This is a genomic window from Klebsiella michiganensis (genome assembly GCF_015139575.1).
Classification (GTDB): domain Bacteria; phylum Pseudomonadota; class Gammaproteobacteria; order Enterobacterales; family Enterobacteriaceae; genus Klebsiella; species Klebsiella michiganensis.
Map to the genome: position 1 here is coordinate 316,818 of NZ_AP022547.1, position 16,043 is coordinate 332,860.

Below are 16,043 nucleotides of genomic sequence, written 5' to 3' on the forward strand. Positions count from 1 at the left end.
TGTTTTAAACCTTATTACGGCGCACGGGAAAGGCGGGAAGTACCGCATTTTGTAACACGCGACCGGCGTGGGAAGAAAACGTTAATTTGTCGCCCACGACCTGCGTCTCAACGATTTGCCCCTCATCCATCACCATCACCCGCTGGCAAAAACGCTCCACCAGACGTAAGTCGTGGGTGATAAACAGACAGGCGGTGCCAAACTGTCGCTGAAGCTTTTTGAGCAGACCAATGACGCCCGCCTGGAGCACCAGGTCGAGGTTAGACACCGCCTCATCAAGGATCAGCAGCTGCGGCTCAACCGACAGCGCGCGCGCCAGGCAGACGCGCTGCAGCTGTCCGCCGCTCAGCTGCGGGGGGCGCTTATCGAGCACGCTATCATCGAGATCCACCGCCCTGAGCATGTCGCTTGCCCGGGCCAGCTGTTCCGCTTTCGTCAATGACAGCAGATGTCGCATGGGTTCACGCAAAATCTCGCGTACCGTTTTACGCGGATTCACCGCGCTGATGGCGTCCTGAAACACCATCTGAATATCCCGACGGAACGCCTTTTGCTTGGCGTGATTGAGCCGAGAGAGCGGTTCTCCTCGCCAGCAGACGCTGCCCTGAGTGGGGGATTCCAGGCCAACGAGCAGGCGTGCCAGGGTGCTTTTCCCGCAGCCGCTGCGTCCCAGCAGGGCAACGGTTTCACCGCTTTTCAGCGCCAAAGAGACCTCTTTTAGCACCGTTGAATCGGTATATTGATGGGTTATCGCGGATACGCTCAGTAATGTCATCAGGCCAGCTCCAGTCCGTAGAGGGCGAGATGCGCCGCCACCAGGCTGCGGGTGATGCTGTGCTGCGGAGCGTTGAACAGGCTTTCGACATCCCCCTGTTCCACAATGCAGCCGCTATCCATCACCGCCACATCGTCCGCCAGCCGCGCCACGACGCCCATATCGTGAGTGACCAGCAGCATCCCGGGCCCGCGGTTTTGCATAACACCTGCCAGCAGATCGAGAATGCGCGCCTGGGCCACGGCGTCCAGGTCGGTGGTGGGTTCATCGGCAATGATAAACGGCGCCTCGCACAGCAGCGCCATGGCAATCATCATCCGCTGCAGCATGCCGCCGCTCATCTCGAACGGATAAAGCTTCAGGACGCGCTGCGCCTCCTCCAGCCCAACGGCTTCCAGTACCGCCGTAAGCGTGGCGTCGTCTGCGGGTTTACCCAATGCCCGGCAGGTTTCCCGCGCGTGGGTCGCCATGGTGTGCAGCGGATTAAAGGCGCTGCGCGGGTTCTGCATAATGGTGGCGATTTTGCTGCCGCGCAGCTCGCCAGGGGAGACCGGCTGGCCGTCGGCGAGGATCATCCCCGCCGTTTGCCGTACGCCGGGAGGCAAAATGCCCAGCGCCGCCGCGCAGGTTAGCGATTTTCCGCTGCCGCTGCCGCCAACCAGCGCCAGCACGCGCCCGCGTTTGAGCGTCAATGATACGCCGTGCACCAGCGGACGCTCGGCCTGTAAGACGATGTTTTGCAGTGTAATTTGTTGCGGCATTAGTGGGCGTGCTCCGCGATCAGATGAGGATCCAGGCGATCGCGCAGCGCGTCGCCCACCATGTTGAAGGCCATGACGGTGATAAACAGCGCCAGTCCCGGCCAGAACATTTGCAGCGGCTGGGTCCAGATATACTGGCGGGCGTCGTTAATCATCACCCCCCACTCGGCGGTTGGCGCGGTGACGCCGAGGCCGAGAAACGACATCCCGGCGACGTGCAGCATCATATGCCCGATATCCAGGGTCGCCAGCACCAGCAGCGACGGAATGACCGCGCCGGCCAGATGGTCGACGAATACCCGCACGTGTCCCGCGCCGGAAAGCCGCGCGGCGAGCACAAATTCGCGCTGGCGCAGGGAGATTGTCAGGCTGCGCACCATCCGCGCATACCACGCCCAGTGCGACAGGGCGATGGCGATAATTACGTTGGTCAGCCCGGTTCCCAGTACCCCCACCATAAAGAAAGAGAGGATTGAGGTCGGGAAGGTCATAAACAGATCCGCGACGCGCATGGTGGCCTGATCGACGCGGCCGCCGATAAGCCCGGCGCAGCCCCCGACGAGGAGTCCCAGCGCCAGCACCAGCAGCAGGCAGGCCATCACCGAGCCGAGCGATACGCGGGTCGCCGCCAGCAGACGCGAGAAGATATCGCGCCCCAGATGATCGGTACCGAGCCAGTGCTGGCTGCCGGGCGGCAGCAGGCGCGAAGGCAGATCGATCGCCTGCGGATCGTACGGCAGCCACCACTGGCTGGTGAGCGCAACGACCGCCAGCAGGGCGATGATAAGCAAAGAAATGCGGACGGACCCGCGTGAAGAGAGGAAAAAGTTCACGAGCGCGCTCCTTCATGGCGGCGAATGCGCGGGTCCAGCGCGGCGTTCAGCAGATCAACCATCAGGTTACAGACCACAAAAACGATCACCATCATCAGGGTGAAACACTGAATCACCGGATAATCGCGATTAAAAATCGCCGAGACGGCGTAGCGGCCCACGCCGGGCCAGGCAAAGATATTCTCGATAATCATCGTGCCGCCAATCAGCTCGCCGATATGCATCCCCACGGCGGTAATCATCGGCAGCGAGGCGTTGCGCAGAATATGGCGGCGCTCGGTTTGCCTGTCGTTCAGGCCGCGCAGTCTGGCCCAGGTTACGTGACGCTGCCCGGCGACTTCCAGCATGCTGGCGCGCAGCAGGCGGGCGTTGATCGCCAGCGACATAAAGGCGATCGACACCGCCGGCAGAATGATGTGCTGCCAGCCGCCATAGCCCATCGCCGGCAGCCATTGCAGATAAACCGAAAAGAACATCACCAGCAGGAAAGCCAGCCAGAAGTTGGGCATCGACACGCCGAGAAAAGCGATGATCCGCACAATAAAATCCGGCAGACGGTCGCGGTGCCGCGCCGCCCAGATGCCCAGCGGTACGGAGGTGAGGAGGATCAGCACCAGCGCGGCGCCGGCCAGCTGCAGCGTGGCGGGCAGAAAGCTCAGCATGTCATCCAGCACCGGACGCTGGGTGGCGAACGAAACGCCAAAATCCAGATGCAGCGCCTGCCACAGCCAGCTGCCGTACTGGACGATAAGCGGCCGCTCCAGCCCCAGCATCGCGCGGGTTGAGGCCACCATCTCCGGCGTCGGCGGCAGGTTTGACAGGCGCAAATAGTCCAGCGCCGGGTCACCGGTGCCCAGGCGCAGCATTAAAAAGATAATCACCGAGGCGGCGAAGATCATCGGTATCAGCAGCGCGACCCGCCGCAGCGCGTAACGTAACATCAGGGTTTCACCGGCTTAATCTGTTCAAACGGAATTTCAGACGCGATCGGCGCGTAGGGAATCGCCCCCAGCTCCGGTCTGGCGACCACCATCATCGAGACGTAGCTGATGGGCAGATAGACCGCATCGTTGTGCAGTCGGGTCAGCAGGTCTTTGTACAGCGCCTGACGCCGCGTTTCATCGGTGGTTTTCAGCACCTCGCCGATTTCTTTATCAATAATCGGTTTGTCGGCTAATCCCTGCTGCGCCTGAAAATCGGCGTGCGACGGTACGCGCATCGAACTCATAAAAGCGTGCGGATCGTAGGGGGCGCCCCAGGTACGGTTGAAAATCATGCCGAAGCGACCATCGCGCTGGCGGGCATAAATACTGCTCTCTTCCTCGCCGACCAGCGCCACGTCCACGCCAACCTGGCGCATATCGGCCTGAATGATTTCCGCCATCGATTTGCTTAGCGCGTCGGTACCGATAAACGACAGCTCAACGCGCAGCGGCAGGCCGTTTTTCTCGCGAATATCCTTACCCGCAGGCAGGACCCAGCCCGCGTTTTCCAGCAGCGCCTTCGCCTGCTGCGGATCGTACCGGCGCGGCGTCAGGCCAATATCGGCATAGGGCACGGTGGGGGCGAACAGCGTATCGGCCACCTGCTGAGTGCCGTACAGGGCGTTATCAATCAGCGATTTTTTATTCACCGCAAAGTTCAGCGCTTCGCGCACCGCTAGCTCGTTGGTGGGGGCTTTGGCGGAGTTCAGCGCCAGCATCACCGTCTCTATCGGGCGGGAAAGCTGGGTACGGTAGGCCGGGTTGTGGCTGAAGCGGTCGAAGGTGTCGAGCGGCAGCAGCCCTTCGTTGCCGTAGAGCAGGTCAATATCGCCGGTTTCAAAGGCCACCGCGCGGGTCGTCGGGTCCGGGATCACCTTGACGGTAATTTTTTCAATCTGCGGCTTTTCGCCCCAGTAGCGATCGTTACGCACCAGCACATCGTACTGATTGAGTTTTGATTCCTTCAGCACCCACGGACCGGTGCCAATCGGCGCTTTAATGCCGTGCAGGGTCTCATTGTCTTTGAACTGCGACGGGGCGATAAAGCGGAAAGGGCGCGGCAGCGCCAGCTCCTGTAAGAACGGGTAATAGGCGCTTTTCAGGGTGATTTGCAGCTGGTTTTTGTCGAGCGCGTTGACCTCGACGATCTGATTGACCAGCTCCAGCCAGGCGTGGCGCTGGCGGTTATCGAGCACCACGCGGAAGTTCTCCGCGGCGGCATGGGCGTCAAACGCTTCGCCGTTGGAAAATGTCACGTCATCGCGCAGGGTGAAGGTCCAGACTTTGCCGTCCGCCGAGTGGGTCCAGCTTTTTGCCAGCCAGGGTTTTACCGAGCCATCCGCCTGATACTTTACCAGCGGCTCATAGACCATGCTCTGGGCGTACATCTGGTTGGGCGTATAGAGGTGCGGGTTGAGCGGCCCCACGTTGACCGGCCAGGCGGTGGTGATTTCATTGGACGCGGCGCAGGCCAGCAACGGGGCGCAGGCGAATAGCGCCAGCAGGGTGGTGCGGATAATAGACAAGGCTTTTTCTCAGCGACAGGAAAGTATGACGATTTTAAAGATTCATCATACTTTCGGCGTAAGCTGGATCAATATCGGGCCTGAAAGTATAAGAAAACGGTATATCTCTTTTGGCTGTATGAGTTTACGAACCCGCCTGCAGCCCGGCTAAGCGCAGCGCAAGCCGGGAAGCATCAGCTTCGGCACATTTCCCGGAGGCGATGCTGCGCATCTGTCCGGGCTACCGGCTCGCAGACGTCGGGGACCCTGTAGCCCGGGCAAGGCGCGATAAGCTCCGCCCCCGGGAGCAGCGCGCAGAGAGGCTGAATTTCCCGGAGGCGATGCTGCGCATCTGTCCGGGCTTGTATGATTACTCCGTCAGAAAGAACCGGCCAGTTCTCTCTGATGGCGGTCCGGATGCCGTGTCCGGGCTTAGGCTTTCGCGCCTGTTCCGTAGATCCTTTGCACCGGACCGCCGTTCTTTCTCATGTGATAAACCGGACAGTATCATGGACCGGCTTTCACCGGTAACCCGTATTTGCAAGGTTGGTTTCACTATGGAAAATGAACTCCACTTCATCGGTATTGATGTCGCCAAAGCTAAACTGGATGTCGATATTCTTCGCCCTGATGGCCGGCATCGCTGTAAAAAATTTGACAATACCCTCTCCGGACACGAAGCGCTGGTCCGCTGGCTTCGCGGCCATGACGTGAACCGTGCCCATGTCTGCATGGAGTCCACCAGCACCTACATGGAAGACGCGGCCGCGCATCTGAGTGATGCCGGGTATACCGTGTCCATCATCAACCCCGCCCTCAGTAAAGCTTTCGCACAGAGTGAGGGGTTGCGCAGTAAAACTGACAAAGTGGACGCCCGTATGCTGGCTCACTTCTGCCGGGAAAAACGCCCGTCAGCCTGGGAGGCCCCTCATCCGACAGAGCGGGCACTGAAAGCCCTGGTGTTAAGGCATCAGGCGCTGACAGAGATGCAGACGCAGGAGAAAAACCGGCGGGAAACCGCGCCGGAGGTTCAGCTGGCCAGCATTGATATCCTGCTGGGATGTCTGAGCGCGGAGCTGGCGCGTATCGAAAAACAGATAAAAGACCTGACGGATAACGACCCGGATATGAAACGACGGCGGAAGCTGCTGAACAGTATTCCGGGCATCGGGGAGAAAACAGCGGCTGTTCTGCTGGCGTATACGGGCCTGAGGCTGAAGTTCGGTACAGCGCGGCAGTTCGCGGCGTATGCAGGACTGACGCCGGTGCAGCATGAGTCGGGCAGCAGCGTGATGCGGGCGAGCCGGATGAGCAAAGCGGGGCCGGTTCAACTGCGCAAGGCGTTATACATGCCAGCGTTATCGGCGCTGTACCATACGGCGTGGGGAAAAGCGTTCAGGAAAAGGCTGGAAGAGAGCGGAAAGCGGGCAAAAGTCATCATAGGGGCGATGATGCGAAAGCTGGCGCAGGTGGCTTATGGAGTACTGAAGTCAGGAAAGACGTTCGATGCCTCACAGCATGAGCTGTTGATAGCGTAACAACGTTCCCTGAGAAAAAACGACAGCACCAGAGAGTGCTGTCGTTGGTGTGCCTGTCATCCGGGAGCAGCGCGCAGAGAGGCTGAATTTCCCGGAGGCGATGCTGCGCATCTGTCCGGGCTACCGGCTCGCAGACGGCGGGGACCTTGTAGCCCGGGCAAGGCGCGTTAAGCGCCGCCCCCGGGAGCAGACCGCAGTGAATCTGTAGCCCGGCTAAGCGCAGCGCGAGCCGGGTAAACAAGCCCATCAGGGCGCTCTGAACAGATCCAGCAGCGTGGCGACCTGCTCATCAATAGGTGTTAAATCACGCTTAACGATCAGGTGCAGCGGCGTTGCCCGCCGCGCGCCGTGTCCCAGCGGCAGCGCCTTCAGCACCCCTTGTTGAAGCTGTGGGCCAATGCGCTCTTCCGGCAGCCAGCCAAACCCGACCTGATACAGCACCGCATCGATGGCGGCATCAATAGTGGAAAACGTCCATGCATCGCGGGAAGATTGCAGGTCGTTGCTGCGGTCGGCGATGCGCACCAGCGGCCAGGGGGCCAGCGCGCTGTCGTCCAGCGGCCCCGCCAGTGCGGAGAGTGGATGATCGCGATGGGCGACGGCGACAAAATCAATGTTCATCAGCCATTCGCCGCGGCCGGTAATATCCTGACGGCGGGTCAGCACCATCACGTCCGCCTCGGTGCGGGCCGGATGCTCTTCCTCAACGTTTTCCAGCACTTCGGTCAACCTGACCTGAGTTTGCGGGTAGCGCTGTTGAAACTGGCGCAGAATGGCGAACAGCCGCTGGCGTGGGAAAATGCTGTCGACCACCAGATCCAGCCGGGTCCGGGCGCCGTCTCGCAGGGTGGCGGCATGGGTTTCGACATAAGAGAAGGCCTGCAGCAGCGGCTTAACCTGGCCGAGCAGCAGCTCGCCTGCCGGGGTCAGCACCGCGCGACGGCCCGATGGCGTCAGCAGCGTGACGCCCAGCCGCTCCTGCAACAGCGCGAGATTATAGCTCACCGACGACTGGCTGCGGTGGGTCTCGTCCGCCGCCTTCGCGAAGCTACCCAGCTCGACAACTTTCTCCAGCAGCGCCCATTGTTCCAGCGTAGTCTTGTGCATAATCCATCTAAAAAGTGAATGAGTTTAATCCAAACATAGCGTTATTCATCCATTTTTTAAAGCAGTATGCTTGTTCTCAACAAACAGAGGAGAACAGATTATGAGCACATTCGACAAACATGACCTGAGCGGTTTTATCGGCAAGCATCTGGTTTATACCTACGATAATGGCTGGAACTACGAAATTTACGTTAAAAACGGCACCACCCTGGATTATCGTATTCACAGCGGTATCGTCGCGAATCGTTGGGTGAAAGATCAGCAGGCTTATATCGTTCGCGTCGGCGAAAGCATCTACAAAATTTCCTGGACCGAACCGACCGGTACCGACGTGAGCCTGATCGTTAACCTCGGCGACAAACTGTTTCACGGCACCATCTTTTTCCCGCGCTGGGTAATGAATAACCCGGAGAAAACCGTCTGCTTCCAGAACGATCATATTCCGCTGATGGTCTCTTATCGTGAAGCCGGTCCGGCTTATCCGACAGAAGTGATTGATGAGTTTGCCACCATCACTTTTGTGCGCGATTGCGGTGCGGATAATGACGAAGTGATTAATTGCCCGGCTAACGAATTACCTGACAACTTTCCTGCCAACCTGTAATCATTTTGAAATAGTTTCGTGATTCGACTGGATTTTTTATATTTGCTGAACGATGTTTAAAGATAGCTTATTGGAATCTGGTTGAGCATCCGTTTACTTTTCGCCAATGCGTTCCCGCTATTTCTCCGTCCGGCGGGAACGCTATAGCGCCTTTTTCTGCGATAAATTCCAATCTATCTCAATGATTTTTAACAAAATCATCATGCATATCTAATTAATATTAATTTCTTAATATTATCCTAAGCAAATCTGACTAAATTTAATAACATCTGAATACAAAATAATGAAATGCGCCATCGGGCTGATTTCGCTTTCATTTTCATTTTGTTTAGGTCAGCAGGTGCAGGATATTTCTTATCGACCCGGTTTTTCGCGGGTCATTCACAGAACAGGAACATGATGAGCGATTTTTTGCCGTTTTCGCGCCCGTCGATGGGCGACGCAGAGCTGGCTGCGCTGCGTGAAGTTTTGCAATCGGGCTGGATCACCACTGGACCGAAAAATCAGGCGCTGGAAGAGGCGTTCTGCACGTTAACCGGCAACCGTCACGCCATCGCCGTCAGTTCGGCGACCGGCGGCATGCACGTCACGCTGATGGGGCTGGGTATCGGTGCGGGCGATGAAGTGATCACCCCTTCCCAGACCTGGGTCTCCACGCTGAACATGATCTGCCTGCTCGGCGCGACCCCGGTGATGATCGATGTCGATCCCGATAACCTGATGATTACCCCCGAAGCGGTTGAAGCGGCAATCACCCCGCGAACCAAAGCCATTATCCCTGTGCACTATGCTGGCGCACCGGCGGATATTGACGCCATTCGCGCGATTGGCGAGCGTCACGCTATTCCGGTGATTGAAGATGCCGCCCACGCGGCGGGGACGTACTACAAAGGCCGCCACGTCGGGTGGCGCGGTACCGCCATTTTCTCATTCCATGCGATCAAGAATATGACCTGCGCCGAAGGCGGGCTGGTGGTGACCGACGATGACGAACTGGCCGCGCGCATTCGCAGCCTGAAGTTCCACGGCCTCGGCGTTGACGCTTATGACCGCCAGACCCTGGGCCGCGCCCCGCAGGCGGAGGTGATTTCGCCGGGCTTTAAATACAATCTCGCGGATATCAACGCCGCGCTGGCGCTGGTGCAGCTGGACAAGCTCGCCCACGCCAATCAGCGCCGCGCCGCCATTGCGCAACGCTATCTGCGAGAGCTGGCGGATACGCCCTTCAGGCCGCTGGTGGCGCCGTCGTGGGAGCATCAGCACGCCTGGCACCTGTTTATTATCCGCGTTGACGAAGCCGCCTGCGGCATCAGCCGCGATGCGCTGATGGAAAGACTGAAGGCCATGGGCATTGGCACCGGCCTGCACTTCCGCGCGGCCCATACGCAAAAGTATTACCGCGAGCGTTTCCCTGAAGTTTCATTACCGCATACGGAATGGAACAGCGCGCGCATTTGTTCCATTCCGTTGTTCCCGGATATGACCGATGACGATGTCACTCGGGTCATTTCCGCACTGCACCAGCTGTCAGGACGTTGATATGTTTAGCTATCCTCCCGTGAAAAAGGTCTCGGTCGTTATTCCTGTGTATAACGAACAGGAGAGCCTGCCGGAGCTTATCCGCCGCACCGACACCGCCTGCGCGACGCTCGGACGGCAATATGAAATTCTGCTGGTCGACGACGGCAGCAGCGATGACTCGGCGCGAATGCTCACCGAAGCCGCCGAGGCCGAAGGCAGCCACGTGGTGGCGGTCCTGTTGAACCGCAACTATGGCCAGCACTCGGCGATTATGGCGGGCTTCAGCCACGTTACCGGCGACCTGATCATTACCCTTGATGCCGACCTGCAAAACCCGCCGGAAGAGATCCCGCGCCTGGTCGAGAAGGCCGACGAGGGCTACGACGTGGTCGGTACCGTGCGCCAGAACCGCCAGGACACCTTCTTCCGTAAAAGCGCCTCGAAGATGATCAACCGCCTGATCCAGCGCACCACCGGTAAAGCGATGGGCGACTATGGCTGCATGCTGCGCGCCTATCGCCGCCATATCATCGACGCGATGCTCAACTGCCATGAGCGCAGTACGTTTATCCCGATTCTGGCGAATACTTTTGCCCGCCGGGCGGTTGAGATCCCGGTGATGCACGCCGAGCGCGAATTCGGCGATTCCAAATACAGCTTTATGCGCCTGATTAACCTGATGTACGACCTGGTGACCTGCCTGACCACCACGCCGCTGCGCCTGCTGAGCCTGTTCGGCAGCGTCATCGCTCTGCTGGGCTTCGCCTTCGGCCTGATGCTGGTGGTGCTGCGTCTGGTGTTTGGTCCCCAGTGGGCGGCGGAAGGGGTGTTCATGCTGTTCGCGGTGCTGTTTATGTTTATCGGCGCCCAGTTCGTCGGGATGGGCCTGCTCGGGGAGTATATCGGCCGCATCTATAACGATGTCCGCGCCCGCCCCCGCTACTTTATTCAACGTGTTGTTCGCCAGCCGGAAACGGCATCTCAAGAGGAAGATCGTTCATGAAAGCCGTAGTCTTCGCTTATCACGATATGGGTTGTGCAGGTATTCAGTCTCTGCTGGATGCCGGTTATGACATCGCCGCTATTTTTACCCATCCGGATAACCCTGGCGAAAACCATTTTTTTGGCTCCGTGGCGCGTATTGCCGCTGAGCAAGGCATCCCGGTATGGGCGCCGGAAGATGCGAATCATCCGCTGTGGATCGAACGTATCCGTGAGATTAAACCGGACGTGCTGTTCTCGTTCTACTACCGCAACCTGCTGTGCGATGACATTTTGAATATTGCGCCGCAGGGGGCTTTTAACCTGCATGGTTCACTGCTGCCAAAATACCGCGGCCGCGCGCCGCTGAACTGGGTGCTGGTGAACGGCGAAAGCGAAACCGGCGTGACGCTGCACCGTATGGTTAACCGCGCCGATGCCGGCAATATCGTGGCGCAGAAAAGCGTCGCGATCGGCGCGGATGACGCGGCGCTAGCGCTGCACCGTAAGCTCTGTTCCGCGGCGTCGGAACTTTTGGCTCAGGCGCTGCCCGCCATCCGCGACGGCAAAACCGAAGAGCGCGCCCAGGATGAAAGCCAGGCGACTTACGTCGGTCGCCGTACGCCGGAAGACGGTCGCCTCGACTGGGAACGCTCGGCCCAGACGCTGCACAACCTCGTCCGTGCGGTCTCCGATCCGTGGCCGGGCGCGTTCGGCTACGCCGGCGCGAACAAGTTTATCGTCTGGAAATCCCGCGTGCGCCACGATCTGGCCGCCGCCAAAGCGGGGACGGTGATCTCCGTTGCGCCGCTGGTGGTCGCCTGCCAGGAAGGGGCGTTAGAAATCGTTACCGGGCAGACCGAGCGCGGCGTTTATATGCAGGGTACGCAGCTGGCGCAGGCGCTTGGCCTGGTTGCCGGCGCGGTGCTGAGCAGCAAACCGGTGGTGGCGATTAAGCGCCGTACCCGCGTGCTGATCCTCGGGGTGAACGGCTTTATCGGCAACCACCTGACCGAGCGTCTGCTGCAGGACGACAACTACGAGATTTACGGCCTGGACATTGGCTCCGACGCTATCAGCCGCTTCCTCGACAACCCGCGCTTCCACTTCGTTGAAGGCGATATCAGCATTCACTCCGAGTGGATCGAGTACCACATTAAGAAGTGCGACGTGGTCCTGCCGCTGGTGGCGATTGCCACGCCAATCGAATATACCCGCAACCCGCTGCGCGTGTTTGAGCTGGATTTCGAAGAGAACCTGAAGATTATCCGCGACTGCGTGAAATACGATAAGCGCATCATCTTCCCGTCGACCTCGGAAGTGTACGGCATGTGCACCGACAATAACTTCGATGAAGATACCTCCAATCTGGTGGTCGGGCCGATTAACAAACAGCGCTGGATCTACTCGGTCTCCAAGCAGCTGCTGGACCGCGTGATCTGGGCCTACGGCGATAAGAACGGCCTGAAGTTTACCCTGTTCCGTCCGTTTAACTGGATGGGGCCGCGCCTCGATAACCTCAACGCCGCGCGCATCGGTAGCTCTCGCGCCATCACCCAGCTGATCCTGAACCTGGTTGAAGGTTCGCCGATCAAGCTGATTGAGGGCGGTAAGCAGAAACGCTGTTTTACCGATATCAGCGACGGTATCGAAGCGCTGTTCCGCATCATTGAGAACAAAGACGGCCGCTGCGACGGGCAGATCATCAACATCGGCAACCCGGATAACGAAGCGAGTATCAAAGAGCTGGCGGAAATGCTGCTGGCCTGCTTTGAACGCCATCCGCTGCGCGACCGCTTCCCGCCGTTTGCCGGGTTCCGCGAAGTGGAAAGCAGCGATTACTACGGTAAAGGCTACCAGGACGTCGAACATCGTAAGCCGAGCATTCGCAACGCGAAGCGCTGCCTGAACTGGGTGCCAACGGTGGAAATGGAAGAGACCGTGGAACACACCCTGGACTTCTTCCTGCGCACGGTTGAGCTGACGGACAGCGGAAAATCATGAAACAGGTCGGCTTACGCATAGATGTCGATACCTTTCGCGGCACGCGGGACGGGGTCCCGCGGCTGCTGGCTCTGCTGAGCCAGCACGGGATTCAGGCAAGCTTCTTTTTCAGCGTCGGGCCGGACAACATGGGGCGCCATATCTGGCGCCTGATAAAACCGAAGTTTCTGTGGAAGATGCTGCGCTCAAAGGCCGCGTCGCTGTACGGCTGGGATATCCTGCTGGCCGGTACCGCCTGGCCAGGGCGCAGGATCGGCGCCGGGAATGAGGACGTTATCCGCGCCGCCGCGCAGGAGCATGAAGTCGGCCTGCACGCCTGGGATCACTATAGCTGGCAGGCGTGGAGCGGCGTCTGGCCGCAGGAAAGGCTGACGCTGGAGGTTGAACGCGGGCTGCTGGAGCTGGAGCGGATTATCGGTCGCCCGGTAACCTGTTCCGCCGTTGCCGGCTGGCGTGCCGATCAGCGGGTGATCAAAGCCAAAGAGGCTTTCGATTTCCTTTATAACAGCGACTGCCGGGGGACCGGGCCTTTTCTGCCGCAGCTGGGGAACGGCGCGCCGGGAACCGTGCAGATCCCGGTAACCTTACCGACCTGGGATGAAGTGGTGGGCAACGCGGTGGATAGTGCGGGCTTCAACCGCTATCTGCTGGACTGCATCCATCGCGACGCGGGGACGCCGGTCTATACCATCCATGCCGAAGTGGAAGGCATCGCCTTCGCGGAGCAGTTTGATGAACTGCTGACCATGGCCGCACAGGAAGAGATCCGGTTTTGCCCGCTAAGCCAGCTGCTGCCCGCCGATTTTAGCGTGCTGCCGCGAGGTAAAGTGGTTCGTGGTGAACTGGCCGGCCGGGAAGGCTGGCTTGGACGTGAACAATTACTCAATTCGGGTGTTTGATGAAAAGCATTCGCTACGGCGCCTCTCTGGTCGCCCTTTTTGTCCTCTACTATTTACTGCCGCTTAACTTCCGCCTGCTCTGGCAGCCTGATGAAACCCGCTACGCGGAGATCAGCCGCGAAATGCTGGCGACCGGCGACTGGGTGGTGCCGCATTTCCTCGGGCTGCGCTACTTTGAAAAGCCCATTGCCGGCTACTGGATCAACAGCATCGGCCAGTGGCTATTCGGCCACAATAATTTTGCCGTCCGCTTTGGGGTGGTGTTTTCCATTACCGTCACCGCTCTGCTGGTCGCCTGGCTGGCATGGCGTCTTTTCCGCGATAAACGCGTCGCGATCCTGTCACCGGCGATCTTCCTGACCGCGCTGCTGGTCTACGGTATCGGCACCTACGCGGTGCTCGACCCGATGATCACCATGTGGATGGCGCTGGCGATGTGCAGCTTCTGGGGCGCGGCGCAGGCCCAAAGCCGCGGCGGCAAAATTCTCGGCTATGTTTTACTCGGCGTGGCCTGCGGGATGGGGGTGATGACCAAAGGCTTCCTCGCGCTGGCGGTGCCGGTGGTCGGGGTACTACCGTGGGTGATTGCGCGTAAGCGCTGGCGCGAAGTGTTGACTTACGGCTGGCTGGCGGTGGGCGTCTGCGCGCTGGTGGTGCTGCCGTGGGGTCTTGCCATCGCCAAACGCGAGCCGGACTTCTGGCGCTACTTCTTCTGGGTGGAGCATATCCAGCGTTTCGCGGAAAAAGATGCCCAGCATAAAGCGCCGTTCTGGTACTACATTCCGTTCCTGATTGCCGGCAGCCTGCCGTGGCTGGCGCTGCTGCCGGGTGCGCTCAAGCGCGGCTGGACCGAACGCGATGAGTCACGCGGTGCGCTCTATTTGCTCGGATGGGTGGCGATGCCGTTCCTGTTCTTCAGCATTGCTAAGGGTAAACTCCCAACCTATATCCTGCCCTGTTTTGCTCCCCTGTCGATTCTGATGGCGCGCTACGCGCTGGACGCGGCGAAGGCGGGGGCGAAGGTGCTGAAAATTAACGGCGCGATCAACCTGGCCTTTGGCCTGATTGGCCTGGTCGCCGTGCTGGTGGTTTCGCCGTGGGGCATTATGCACAAGCCGGTATGGAGCCATATTGAACTCTATAAGTGCCTGCTGGCGGCGCTGATATTTGGCTGCTGGGCGCTGATGGGCTGGCTGGCGATGAAGGACAACGGCCACCGCTGGACCCTCGCCGCCTGCTGCCCGCTCGGGCTGGCGCTGCTGGTGGGCTTCGCTATCCCGGATCGGGTGATCGACAGCAAGCAGCCGCAGTTCCTGGTGGATATCGTCAGCGAATCGCTGACCCCGAGCCGCTACGTGTTGACCAATAACGTCGGTATCGCCGGCGGGCTGTCGTGGGAGCTCAAGCGCAGCGATATCATTCTGTTCGACAAGCAGGGCGAGCTGAAGTACGGTCTCTCCTGGCCGGACGCGCAGCACCAGTTTGTCGATCAAGCCCATTTTGCTGACTGGCTAGCGACGCACCGCCAACAGGGCCCCGTCTCGCTGGTTCTGCTGATGGATAAAGGAGAAAGTATGGCTGATTTAGCGCTACCGAAACCGGATAGCTCCTACGAGCTTGGGCGCGTGGTGTATATCCAGTATCTGCCGCAATGAGCGTCTGGATCTGTCTGGTTTTCGCCAGCCTGCTGAGCTGCGCCGGACAGCTGTGCCAGAAACAGGCGACCCGCCCGTCCAAATCCGGGCGGCGCGGGTACCATATCCTTGTCTGGCTGGGGCTCGCGCTGCTCTCTCTCGGCTGCAGCATGCTGCTGTGGCTTAGCGTGCTGCAGTCGATCCCGGTCAGCATCGCCTATCCCATGCTGAGCCTGAACTTCGTCTGGGTGACGCTGGCGGCGTGGGGGATCTGGCGCGAGCCGGTCGCGCGTCGCCACTGGCTTGGCGTGGGACTCATCGTCGTTGGGATCGTTATTCTCGGGAGCCGTATCTGATGGGCTTAATCTGGGCGTTGTTCAGCGTCGGCCTGGCGAGCGGCGCGCAGCTGCTGCTGCGCAGCGCGATGGTCGAGCTCCCGCCGCTGACGGAGATATTCACCTTCCTCAACCATCTGCTGCATCTGCGGGCGGGCACGTTTGGCCTGGCGTTCGGGCTTATGGGTTACCTGCTGTCGATGGTCTGCTGGTACTTCGCCCTCCATCAACTGCCGCTGGCGAAAGCCTACGCGCTGCTGAGCCTGAGCTACATCCTGGTATGGGCCGCCGCCATCTGGCTCCCCGGCTGGCATGAGCCTTTCCACTGGCAATCGCTGCTGGGCGTGCTGCTGATTGTCGCCGGGGTGCTGACGATCTTCTGGCCGGTGAAGCGGCTCAATTAGCCTGGCTAATATCACTGTTTCTTCCCGGTGGCGCTGCGCCGCTCGGGCTGCGGAGTTGAGCCGGCTGCTGGCCGGTAGCCCGGACAGATGCGCAGCATCGCCTCCGGGAAGTGTGGCGGGGCTGATGATTGGCATTGAATCTTTCCGGTGGTGCAGTGT

General features: G+C 59.6%; 15 protein-coding genes. 9 read left to right on the forward strand and 6 right to left on the reverse strand.

What is annotated here, in order from left to right; translation table 11 throughout:
- Positions 1-4: 4 nt before the first annotated feature.
- Genes nikE through nikA form a run of 5 tightly spaced genes read right to left on the reverse strand, consistent with a single transcriptional unit; the run spans position 5 to position 4,878 of the window.
- Positions 5-775, reverse strand: coding sequence for a nickel import ATP-binding protein NikE (gene nikE, locus JLG71_RS01445; RefSeq protein WP_064357700.1), 771 nt, complete (start codon positions 773-775; stop codon positions 5-7).
- Positions 775-1,536 (reverse strand): nickel import ATP-binding protein NikD, encoded by a 762-nt coding sequence (nikD, locus tag JLG71_RS01450; RefSeq protein ID WP_014227131.1) that lies wholly within the window; start codon positions 1,534-1,536, stop codon positions 775-777. Before nikD ends, nikE begins: the two co-directional genes overlap by 1 nt.
- Positions 1,536-2,369: a nickel ABC transporter permease subunit NikC gene (nikC, locus tag JLG71_RS01455; RefSeq protein ID WP_004855132.1), complete on the reverse strand. Its 834-nt coding sequence runs from the start codon at positions 2,367-2,369 to the stop codon at positions 1,536-1,538. The genes nikD and nikC overlap by 1 nt, the downstream gene beginning before the upstream one ends.
- On the reverse strand, positions 2,366-3,310 hold the full coding sequence (gene nikB, locus JLG71_RS01460; protein WP_032694215.1) for a nickel ABC transporter permease subunit NikB: 945 nt from the start codon (positions 3,308-3,310) through the stop codon (positions 2,366-2,368). Before nikB ends, nikC begins: the two co-directional genes overlap by 4 nt.
- Entirely contained in the window at positions 3,310-4,878 is a 1,569-nt protein-coding gene (nikA, locus tag JLG71_RS01465; RefSeq protein WP_154919981.1) for a nickel ABC transporter substrate-binding protein, read from the reverse strand. Before nikA ends, nikB begins: the two co-directional genes overlap by 1 nt.
- Positions 4,879-5,414: 536 nt before the next feature.
- On the opposite strand from nikA, the gene JLG71_RS01470 reads away from it, so the two are divergent.
- A complete protein-coding gene (locus JLG71_RS01470; RefSeq protein WP_057174408.1) occupies positions 5,415-6,395 on the forward strand; it encodes an IS110 family RNA-guided transposase in 981 nt (326 codons plus the stop codon).
- A 246-nt stretch (positions 6,396-6,641) separates the two neighbouring features.
- Here the strand turns inward: JLG71_RS01470 and JLG71_RS01475 are convergent, their stop codons facing one another.
- The gene (locus tag JLG71_RS01475) at positions 6,642-7,502 is read right to left on the reverse strand and encodes a LysR family transcriptional regulator (RefSeq protein ID WP_200913946.1); all 861 of its coding nucleotides are present in this window, start codon (positions 7,500-7,502) and stop codon (positions 6,642-6,644) included.
- Between the two features lie 97 nt (positions 7,503-7,599).
- Between JLG71_RS01475 and JLG71_RS01480 the strand changes: the two genes are divergently transcribed.
- From JLG71_RS01480 to arnF, 8 genes are all read left to right on the forward strand, one after another.
- A complete protein-coding gene (locus JLG71_RS01480) occupies positions 7,600-8,106 on the forward strand; it encodes a phenolic acid decarboxylase (RefSeq protein WP_025106840.1) in 507 nt (168 codons plus the stop codon).
- A gap of 399 nt (positions 8,107-8,505) precedes the next feature.
- Positions 8,506-9,645, forward strand: a complete 1,140-nt coding sequence (arnB, locus tag JLG71_RS01485; RefSeq protein WP_004855110.1) for a UDP-4-amino-4-deoxy-L-arabinose aminotransferase — start codon at positions 8,506-8,508, stop codon at positions 9,643-9,645.
- A 1-nt stretch (position 9,646) separates the two neighbouring features.
- Positions 9,647-10,630, forward strand: a complete 984-nt coding sequence (gene arnC, locus JLG71_RS01490) for an undecaprenyl-phosphate 4-deoxy-4-formamido-L-arabinose transferase (protein ID WP_004126208.1) — start codon at positions 9,647-9,649, stop codon at positions 10,628-10,630.
- Positions 10,627-12,612, forward strand: coding sequence for a bifunctional UDP-4-amino-4-deoxy-L-arabinose formyltransferase/UDP-glucuronic acid oxidase ArnA (gene arnA / locus JLG71_RS01495; protein ID WP_014227124.1), 1,986 nt, complete (start codon positions 10,627-10,629; stop codon positions 12,610-12,612). The genes arnC and arnA overlap by 4 nt, the downstream gene beginning before the upstream one ends.
- The gene (gene arnD / locus JLG71_RS01500; RefSeq protein WP_014227123.1) at positions 12,609-13,511 is read left to right on the forward strand and encodes a 4-deoxy-4-formamido-L-arabinose-phosphoundecaprenol deformylase; all 903 of its coding nucleotides are present in this window, start codon (positions 12,609-12,611) and stop codon (positions 13,509-13,511) included. The genes arnA and arnD overlap by 4 nt, the downstream gene beginning before the upstream one ends.
- The gene (gene arnT / locus JLG71_RS01505) at positions 13,511-15,166 is read left to right on the forward strand and encodes a lipid IV(A) 4-amino-4-deoxy-L-arabinosyltransferase (protein ID WP_200913947.1); all 1,656 of its coding nucleotides are present in this window, start codon (positions 13,511-13,513) and stop codon (positions 15,164-15,166) included. Before arnD ends, arnT begins: the two co-directional genes overlap by 1 nt.
- On the forward strand, positions 15,163-15,501 hold the full coding sequence (arnE, locus tag JLG71_RS01510) for a 4-amino-4-deoxy-L-arabinose-phosphoundecaprenol flippase subunit ArnE (protein WP_032751588.1): 339 nt from the start codon (positions 15,163-15,165) through the stop codon (positions 15,499-15,501). The genes arnT and arnE overlap by 4 nt, the downstream gene beginning before the upstream one ends.
- On the forward strand, positions 15,501-15,884 hold the full coding sequence (arnF, locus tag JLG71_RS01515) for a 4-amino-4-deoxy-L-arabinose-phosphoundecaprenol flippase subunit ArnF (protein WP_014227120.1): 384 nt from the start codon (positions 15,501-15,503) through the stop codon (positions 15,882-15,884). Before arnE ends, arnF begins: the two co-directional genes overlap by 1 nt.
- The last annotated feature ends 159 nt before the right edge of the window (positions 15,885-16,043 follow it).

Coding starts and splice junctions, on each gene's coding strand:
- nikE (WP_064357700.1), bottom strand. CDS start 775: ATGACATTACTGAGCGTATCCGCGATAACCCATCAATATACCGATTCA.
- nikD (WP_014227131.1), bottom strand. CDS start 1,536: ATGCCGCAACAAATTACACTGCAAAACATCGTCTTACAGGCCGAGCGT.
- nikB (WP_032694215.1), bottom strand. CDS start 3,310: ATGTTACGTTACGCGCTGCGGCGGGTCGCGCTGCTGATACCGATGATC.
- JLG71_RS01470 (WP_057174408.1), top strand. CDS start 5,415: ATGGAAAATGAACTCCACTTCATCGGTATTGATGTCGCCAAAGCTAAA.
- JLG71_RS01475 (WP_200913946.1), bottom strand. CDS start 7,502: ATGCACAAGACTACGCTGGAACAATGGGCGCTGCTGGAGAAAGTTGTC.
- arnB (WP_004855110.1), top strand. CDS start 8,506: ATGAGCGATTTTTTGCCGTTTTCGCGCCCGTCGATGGGCGACGCAGAG.
- arnC (WP_004126208.1), top strand. CDS start 9,647: ATGTTTAGCTATCCTCCCGTGAAAAAGGTCTCGGTCGTTATTCCTGTG.
- arnA (WP_014227124.1), top strand. CDS start 10,627: ATGAAAGCCGTAGTCTTCGCTTATCACGATATGGGTTGTGCAGGTATT.
- arnD (WP_014227123.1), top strand. CDS start 12,609: ATGAAACAGGTCGGCTTACGCATAGATGTCGATACCTTTCGCGGCACG.
- arnT (WP_200913947.1), top strand. CDS start 13,511: ATGAAAAGCATTCGCTACGGCGCCTCTCTGGTCGCCCTTTTTGTCCTC.
- arnE (WP_032751588.1), top strand. CDS start 15,163: ATGAGCGTCTGGATCTGTCTGGTTTTCGCCAGCCTGCTGAGCTGCGCC.
- arnF (WP_014227120.1), top strand. CDS start 15,501: ATGGGCTTAATCTGGGCGTTGTTCAGCGTCGGCCTGGCGAGCGGCGCG.